This is a genomic window from Ilumatobacter sp. (assembly GCF_049588435.1).
Taxonomy (GTDB): domain Bacteria; phylum Actinomycetota; class Acidimicrobiia; order Acidimicrobiales; family Ilumatobacteraceae; genus Ilumatobacter_A.
This window is the reverse complement of sequence record NZ_JBAVYV010000016.1, coordinates 1-8197: the sequence shown is the minus strand read 5'-3', so window position 1 is coordinate 8197 and position 8197 is coordinate 1. Positions and strand designations below refer to the sequence as shown.

At 67.5% G+C, this 8197-nt stretch carries 8 protein-coding genes; 4 read left to right on the top strand and 4 right to left on the bottom strand.

Annotated features, from left to right (window positions below; all coding sequences use genetic code 11):
- The 3 genes from WBV89_RS00485 to WBV89_RS00475 form a co-directional block, all read left to right on the top strand.
- A partial coding sequence (locus WBV89_RS00485) for a hypothetical protein (RefSeq protein ID WP_423979384.1) occupies nucleotides 1–194 on the top strand: 194 nt, incomplete at its 5' end.
- A 54-nt stretch (nucleotides 195–248) separates the two neighbouring features.
- Nucleotides 249–695, top strand: coding sequence for a PPOX class F420-dependent oxidoreductase (locus tag WBV89_RS00480; protein ID WP_423979383.1), 447 nt, complete (start codon nucleotides 249–251; stop codon nucleotides 693–695).
- Between the two features lie 27 nt (nucleotides 696–722).
- Nucleotides 723–1082: a DUF952 domain-containing protein gene (locus WBV89_RS00475; RefSeq protein WP_423979382.1), complete on the top strand. Its 360-nt coding sequence runs from the start codon at nucleotides 723–725 to the stop codon at nucleotides 1080–1082.
- Between the two features lie 30 nt (nucleotides 1083–1112).
- Here WBV89_RS00475 and WBV89_RS00470 read toward each other — a convergent pair whose 3' ends face one another.
- Genes WBV89_RS00470 through WBV89_RS00460 form a run of 3 tightly spaced genes read right to left on the bottom strand, consistent with a single transcriptional unit; the run spans nucleotide 1113 to nucleotide 4339 of the window.
- Nucleotides 1113–1646 (bottom strand): DUF427 domain-containing protein, encoded by a 534-nt coding sequence (locus tag WBV89_RS00470; protein WP_423979381.1) that lies wholly within the window; start codon nucleotides 1644–1646, stop codon nucleotides 1113–1115.
- A 3-nt stretch (nucleotides 1647–1649) separates the two neighbouring features.
- Nucleotides 1650–2714: a ribosome small subunit-dependent GTPase A gene (gene rsgA, locus WBV89_RS00465; RefSeq protein ID WP_423979380.1), complete on the bottom strand. Its 1065-nt coding sequence runs from the start codon at nucleotides 2712–2714 to the stop codon at nucleotides 1650–1652.
- A 17-nt stretch (nucleotides 2715–2731) separates the two neighbouring features.
- Nucleotides 2732–4339 (bottom strand): PQQ-binding-like beta-propeller repeat protein, encoded by a 1608-nt coding sequence (locus WBV89_RS00460; protein WP_423979379.1) that lies wholly within the window; start codon nucleotides 4337–4339, stop codon nucleotides 2732–2734.
- A 133-nt stretch (nucleotides 4340–4472) separates the two neighbouring features.
- Here WBV89_RS00460 and topA point away from each other — a divergent pair, with 133 nt between their 5' ends.
- Nucleotides 4473–7223, top strand: a complete 2751-nt coding sequence (gene topA / locus WBV89_RS00455; protein ID WP_423979378.1) for a type I DNA topoisomerase — start codon at nucleotides 4473–4475, stop codon at nucleotides 7221–7223.
- A 6-nt stretch (nucleotides 7224–7229) separates the two neighbouring features.
- Here the strand turns inward: topA and WBV89_RS00450 are convergent.
- On the bottom strand, nucleotides 7230–8197 hold a 968-nt coding region (locus WBV89_RS00450), incomplete at its 5' end, for a D-2-hydroxyacid dehydrogenase (RefSeq protein WP_423979377.1).

Sequence of the window (8197 nt, the reverse complement as noted above, 5' to 3'; positions counted from 1 at the left end):
ACTCCGCAGGGGCCGCATCGGCGGCCGCACGCCGAGCGGTCGAGTTGCCGATGGATGTGTCGGTCGCGGTGGGCGCGACGACCGTGAGCGTCACCGTCACCTACGTCGATCCGACCGATATCGCCATCATCGGAGCTGCGATCGGCCCCGTCACCCACTCAGCGACCGCCACGATGGCGATCGAGCCACCCTGACCGACCCGAGCAAGCGGGCGGAACAGATGGGGACGCCGGCTGGTTGGCTCGGGCATGGCATACAACGAAGCTCCCGACGGCTGGTGGCAGTCGTTCATCTCGGAACTCCCCGCTCGGACGGCGAAACTCGCCATCGTGCGTGCCGACGGCTCGCCTCAAGTGGCGCCGGTCTGGGTCGATCTCGACGGCGACGGCGACGACTCACAGATCGTGTTCATGACGTCCGCCGAGACCGTCAAGGGCAAGTCGATCCTGCGCGACGGGCGGGTGAGCCTCTGCCTCGACGACGATCGACCACCGTTCTCGTTCCTCACGATCAACGGAACCACGACCACCTCGACCGACCCCGATGAGCTGTTGACGTGGAGCACGCGGATCGCTCGCCGGTACATGGGCGAGGAACTCGCCGAGCAATACGGTCGACGCAACGCTGTCGCGCCGGAGATGGTCGTCCACGTGACGCCGACGAAGGTGATCGCCAAGGTCGACGTCGCCGATTGAGCGTGGCCGACTGATAGGAACGGGTCGATGCCGACCGACGGACCGATCTTCCACATGGCACTTCCCGACGACTGGGCCGCCGCCTTCCAGACCGGCGAGTACGCGATGTCGACCCGCGGCCGAACGCTGGAGGAGGAAGGCTTCATCCACGCCTCGACACGCGAGCAGATCGAGGCAACGGCGAATCGCTTCTACGCAGACGTCGATCAGTTGGTGCTACTCACGATCGATCCCGCTCAGGTGACGCACGAGATCCGATGGGAACCGCCGGGGCCCGGTGTCGAGGAGTTGTTCCCGCACATCTACGGGCCGCTCCCGATCGCCGCCGTCATCCGCAACGACTACTGGTTCCGCAGTCCGGGCAACACATGGCGCCTCGACCCGTGACGGCGCGGGCCTGACCGACCCGTCAACGCGCTACCAACCGCGGGTGTCGACCGCTCCCTTGAAGGGGCCAGTCACGTTCGCGGTGATCCAACCGCCGTAGAACGATCCTTCGTTCGGGTCGACTCGCTCGTCGTCGACCCAGCACTCGTCGAGCGCCTGGGCATAGAAAGCCCAGTGATCGCGAATCGACGCGAAACGCGGCGTGGGTGTGCGGTAGGTCCAGCAGGCCTCGGTCGCCCGGGTGTCGCCGATCACGACGTCGGCGTAGGTTGCCGAACCCTTCCACTCACACATCGACCGCCGCGGGCCTTGGACGAGGAGGTCGTCGTCGATGAACTCGGCATCGACGTAGTACGCGGGTGCCTGACTCGTCTCGAGAACCCGCACGGCGCGTGGGGCGTCGACGACAGTGACGCCGGCGTGGACCACGCGGATCCGCCACTCGACGGGTTCCACAGTGGGCGGTCGCGGGAAGTCCCACACCGACTCGACCGGCTTCCCGTTGACCGCGATCGCACCCTGCCCACCAGCGGCCTCCAGTTCGCGCTCACCGCGTCGGGCCATGGTTCAGTCTCTCATCCCGTCGAACTCGGCGACCTCGGGACGGCGACGATCCTTGGAGCGTCGGTCGGCCGCCTTCTCGCGTGCGCGCTGTTCGTCCTCCAGCGCCGACTCCTCGACGATCAGCGACTCGAGCGCGGTCAGGCGAACCGGATCGAGTTCACCGTCGGCGATCGCCTGCTGCACGGCGCAGCCCGGCTCCTGATCGTGTTTGCAGTCGCGGAATCGGCAGTGATCCATCAGATCGAAGACGTCGGCGAATGCCCGCTCGATCCCATCCCCGGACAGCCACAGACTGACGGCGCGCACGCCGGGCGTGTCGATCATCCACCCTTCCCCGGGCATCGGAACCAGCAGGGCAGCGACGGTCGTGTGGCGGCCGCGCTGGTCCCCCTCGCGCACCTCCGACACCGCCTGGACCGCATCCCCGACCAAGGCATTCACCAGGGTCGACTTGCCCACACCGCTCGCACCCAGAAACGCCAACGTCTTGTTCCCGGCTGCCGACGCGCGGAGCGCCTCGACTCCGTCTCCGGTCACGCCACTTGCCAGGAGTACCGGAACGCCGAGTGCGACCTGGGCGAGCGCGGCGCGGGCGGGCTCGGGATCGTCGACGAGATCGGTCTTCGTGAGCACGACCACCGGCTCGGCACCCGAGTCGAACGCCAGAACCAGCTCGCGTTCGAGTCGTCGGGGACTCGGCGGTGAGCCGAGCGCATGGATGAGGAAGACGACATCGATGTTCGCGGCCAGCGTGTGCGAGACCGCGCGCATCCCGTCGAACGACGCGCGACGGGTGAACGCCGACGTCCGATCCAGCACGTGTTCGACCCGTTCGCCATCGTCGCTCGGCACGATCCAGTCGCCGACCGCGACGTCGGCCCCGATGTTCCGCAACCTCACCGGCTCGTCGGTACCGACTGCCTGCCCGAGCGTGCGCGCCGCCGTGCTCCACCCGCGGTCGAGGCGGGTGACCCGCGCCGGGTCGCCCGGGCGACCCAGTTCGTCCCACGTCTCTTCGAACGTCGACGACCATCCGAGTCGTCCACGTCCACCATCCACGTCATCCACTGGCTCGACCGTATCCATCAGCACACGGTCGAGGTGGCGGCGGGCTCATCACCGGTGGCGGCGGCGCCCGATGCGATGAGGCGGATCGCCGCGTCGGAGTCATCGACATCGACGACCATCCCGCGTCCGATGGCGAACGGTCCACTTCCCGCGAGCGACCAGAGCTCACGTCCGTCGAGATCGAGCGCCACCCTCAGCAGCTCGCCGTCGACGTAGTCCTGCACCACGACGCCATTGGATGCCAGCGCAAGCGTCGTGAACGTGCCCGGCCGGAGCTCGAGATCCACGACGGTGCGTCCGGTCGAACTGTCGACCACCCGCTGCTGTGCTCCGCCGTCGTTCGCGACCAGCAGCGATCGACCGCGATCGGTGACCACGCTCTCGACCACGACACCTGCGACACGCCACCGGATCTCGACGCCATCGTCGCCGAGTTGTGCGCCGTGGACCGCTCCCGCACCCGTCACGAGGATCGACGAGTCGCTGTTCGGCTCCAGACCGACGATGAAACCCGGAGGATCGATCCCGGGCGAACCGACCAGCGGCAACGTCCTGCCGTCTCCGGGTCCCGAGTACACGCTCAGCTCGGCACCGTCACCGTCCGCCACCACCACCTGGGATCCGACGAGCGCGAACGGAGACTCGGCGGGGTCCACGACGCCGAGGAGGTGGCGCTCGGTCGGCGACGTGGCGAGCACCTCGTCACCGAGGCGAGTCACCTGGCGACCGTCCGGATCCAGTCCGACCGGTGAACCCGCCGCGATGTGCACCCGCGCGCCGACTCGCGGATCGATCACCTCGACCTCGCTCTCCTCCGTCGATGACACCGCCGGTCGACGCACTCCGACGTAGACGAGGCCCGTCGTCGAGTCCGCGGTCGCCGACCAGTCACCCCGGAAGCCCCGATCCCAGAGCATCTCGCCGGATTCCTCGTCGAACGCGAACAGGCGCCGAAACGCCATGTCGGAACCGGTCGCGCTGCGCACGATCACCGCGCCGTCGATGATGCCGACGACCTCGTGGCGACCCGTCGACGAGCGGAGATCGGCCCGCCACCGTTCGCGACCGTCCTCGATGTCGAGGGCGACGACAGAAACCGACGGTGACGCGCTCGCTGTCGATGCGGCGAACGCGACCACGGCGACAACGGAGCCGCCACCGATGGTGACCGGGGAGATGACCCGGCGGCCAGCGACCAGTTCCACGTCCCAGAGCGGATCGACCGATGACGGAAGCCGGTGTGCGGTGCATCGCTGCGCGGACGCGAGCGGCGTGTCCTCGGCACCGAGGGCCACGTCACCACCGACATCGACGGCTGCGACCGCCCGTTGATCGTCCACATCGGTCGGCGGATCCTCGACCGCCACGTCCACATCACCGCTCGGCATTCCGGTCCAGGACCCCACGGCGACGACCGCTCCGCCGATGACGACGGCCAGCACCAGAGCCGCGAGGACACCACGACGGATCGGTGTGGTCGGCGGATGATCGCGCTCGCCCTCGTCGGCTGCGGAAGGGTGACGGTCGAACGGCTGCCGGGGCAGGTGGTCGAATCGGGCGTGCGCACCGGGACGCCATGGACTGTCGTCGTGCTCCTCCCCCGGAGCGACGCCGTCATCGGACACCGCTCCACTGTACGACCGCCACGATCTCGGATGTCCGCGACGGCGCACGTCAGGCCCCGATGGCCGGAAACGGCGCGATCCAGGCACACTCACCTATCGTCAGCGATCACCCGATCACCCACGAAAGGCACTGATGTCCAAGCCACTCGTCGTCGTCGAATCTCCCGCGAAGGCGAAGACCCTGTCGAAATTGCTCGGAAGCGATTACGACGTGCGCGCCTCGGTGGGCCACGTGTCCGACCTTCCGTCCAAGGGCCTGAACATCGATGTCGACAACGGCTTCAAGCCGACGTACGAGCTCACCGATCGCGGCAAGACCGTGGTCAAGGAACTCAAGTCTGCGCTGAAGGACGCCTCCGAGCTCTATCTCGCGACGGATGAGGACCGCGAGGGCGAAGCCATCTCATGGCACCTGCTCGAGTACCTGAAGCCGAAGGTTCCGGTGAAGCGGATGGTGTTCCACGAGATCACCAAGTCGGCGATCGACCACGCGGTCGCGAACCCGCGCGGTATCGACTACGGAATGGTCGACGCGGCCGAGACTCGCCGCATCCTCGACCGGCTCTACGGCTACGAGGTCAGCCCGGTTCTCTGGCGGCGCGTCAACCGCGGGCTGTCAGCGGGCCGGGTGCAGTCGCCGACCGTGCGGCTCATCGTGCAGCGCGAGCGGGAGCGCATCGCCTACATCACCGCCGACTACTGGGACATCGACGTGGTCACGGCGAGCGATCCGTCCTTCGACGCCAAGCTAATCGCGGTGGCCGGTGACCGGATCGCCACCGGCAAGGACTTCGACAGCCAGGGTCGCGTCAAGGACAAGGTCGTCGCGCTCGACGAAGCGCGTGCTCGCGGGCTGGCCGACAGCCTCGCCGAATCGACGTTCACGGTCCGGTCGGTCGAGGAGAAGCCGTACCGGTCGTCACCCAAGGCCCCGTTCATGACCTCGACGCTCCAGCAAGAAGGCGGCCGCAAGCTGCGGTTGTCGTCGTCGCAGGTGATGCGCGTCGCCCAGGGCCTGTACGAGCGCGGCTTCATCACCTACATGCGTACCGACAACGTGATCCTGTCGGACGAGGCGATGAACGCGACCCGCTCGGCGATCTCCAACGAGTACGGATCGAAGTACCTCAACGCCGCTCCGAAGCAGTACAAGACGAAGTCGAAGAGCGCCCAGGAAGCCCACGAGGCGATCCGCCCCACGACGCCATACCGGTCTCCCGACAGCGTCTCGACCGAATTGAACAGCCAGGAACTCGCGCTCTACCGGATGATCTGGCAGCGGACGCTCGCTTCGCAGATGGCCGACGCGACCGGCGTCACCGTCAGCGTGCGCCTCGGCGCTCCGGCGACCGACCGGACCACCGGCGAGATCGTGGAGTGCGAGTTCGCCGCCTCGGGGACCACGATCACCTTCCCCGGCTACCGCGCCGTCTACGTCGCCTCGAAGGAGGAGCGCGGTGACGACGCCGCCGACTCCGAGGCGCTGCTCCCGCCGCTCACGGTCGGCGACACGGTCCCGACCGAGTCGATCGAACCGGTCGGGCACACGACGACGCCACCGGCTCGCTACACCGAGGCCTCGCTCGTCAAGAAGCTCGAAGAACTCGAGATCGGACGCCCGTCGACGTGGGCCTCGATCATCCAGACGGTCCAGGACCGCGGCTACGTGTGGAAGAAGGGTCAGGCGCTGGTCCCGACCTGGACCGCGTTCGCCGTGATCCGTCTGCTCGAGGAGCACTTCGACGCATTGGTCGACTACGCGTTCACCGCATCGATCGACGAGGACCTCGACGCGATCGAGCGGGGCGACCGCCAGAAGGCGCAGTGGCTGACCCGCTTCTACTTCGGCCAGACCGACGATCACGACGTCCCGTCGATCACCGCCGAGGCGGGTGCCGGCGACGATGCCCTGCTCGGGCTCAAGCGTCTGGTCGTCGAGAACCTCGACGAGATCGACGCCGCGGAGATCAACACGTTCCCGCTCGGCAACGACGAGAACGGCGAGCTGATCGTCGTCAAGCCCGGGCGCTACGGGCCCTACGTCAAGCGTGGCGACGACACCGCCGGGCTCCCCGACAACCTCCCGCCCGACGAACTCGATGTCGCGAAGGCGATCGAACTGCTCGCGGCACCGAAGGGCGACGACCCGATCGGTGAACTCGACGGCTTGCCGGTCTTCGCCAAGAACGGCCGCTACGGACCGTACGTTCAGTGGGGCGATCACGACAATCCGCCCCCAGGGATGGAGAAGCCGAAGATGTCGTCGCTGTTCCAGACGATGGTCTTCGAGAAGATCACGATGGACGAGGCCGAGAAGCTGCTGTCGCTCCCCCGTCACGTCGGCGACGATCCGGAGGACGGCATCGCGATCTACGCGAACAACGGCCGCTACGGGCCGTACGTGCAGAAGGAGAAGGACTTCCGCAACATCGACTCCGAGGACCGGATCTTCGAGATCACACTCGACGAGGCGCTCAAGATCTACAGCGAGCCCAAGGTGTACAAGCGCGGCGGTACGAACATGGCGGCCAAGGGGCCGCTCAAGGAGTTCGGCGCCGACCCGGTCAGCGAGCGCAACGTCACCGCCAAGGACGGACGCTTCGGTGTGTACGTGACCGACGGCGAGACGAACGCGTCGCTCGGCAAGGGCGACCGGGTCGAGGAGATCACCCCCGAGCGCGCCTTCGAGCTGCTGGCGATCCGCCGCGAAGCGATCATCGCCAAGGGTGGTACCCCGGGCAAGAAGGCCAAGGCGACGAAGAAGAAGGCAGCCGCCAAGAAGAAGTCGGCAGCGAAGAAGACCGCGGCCAAGAAGAAGACCGCTGCGAAGAAGAAGGCGACGGGCAAGAAGGCAGCCGTCGAGATCACCGACCTCAACGACTGAGCGGACTCATCGGTCGAGGGTCACCTCGTTGATCATCGGCTGGCCGTCGAGGAACAGTCGGACGTTGCGCATCAGCAATGCCTCCAGATTCTGGGTGTAGCGGTCGAGCGACACCGACGAGTGCGGGGACAGGTAGAGGTTCGGCGCGCCCCATAGCGGATCGTCGGTCGGCAGCGGCTCGACCCGTGTCACGTCCAGTGCTGCCGCACCCAGCCGGCCCGACTCGAGCGCGGCAATCAATGCCGGCTCCTCGACGTGAGCCCCGCGTCCGACGTTGCAGAACACCGCACCCGGCGGCATCGCGGCGAAACGATCGGCGTCGAAGAGGCCGATCGTGGTCGGGTTCGACGGCAGCGTCGAGACCACCGCGTCGCAGCGGGCGAGCATCGTGTCGAGTTCGGCCGCCGGGAACAGTTCATCGACCGCGGGATCGGTGTCGCCTGCTCGGGCGCTCGCCCGCGTCGCGAGCACCGTCATGTCGAACGCACGAGCCCGCTGAGCGACCGCCCGTCCGATCGCCCCGAGCCCTGCGATGCCGATCGTGCGACCGGTCAGCTCGGTTCCGTACATCGCTTCCCAGACCCGGCCGTCCTGCTGGGCGTCGAAGGTCCGCAGGTTCTTCCAGACCTGCAGCAGACGGGCGATGACGAACTCGGCGATGCTCGCCGCCCCGAGTCCGCTCGCGTTCGTCAGGCGCAGTCTCTGACGGTGCAGCGCTGCCAGGTCGTACTTCTCGTAGCCGGCGGTGATGCTCTGCACCCACGCCAGATCGGGCATCAGCGTGGCGAGATCATCGGGAAGATCCATCGCGACGGCCACCGTCGTTCGTCGCCAGATGTCCCGCGTCTCGTCGGAGATGTCGGGAGTCTCCAGGTGGTCGAGGTTCCGACCGTCGTGGCGTTCGCGCAGCGATCGGAGTTCGTCGCTCTCGACGTACGGAGTCCAGACGACCTCGGCGCCGGGATGCGCTGCAG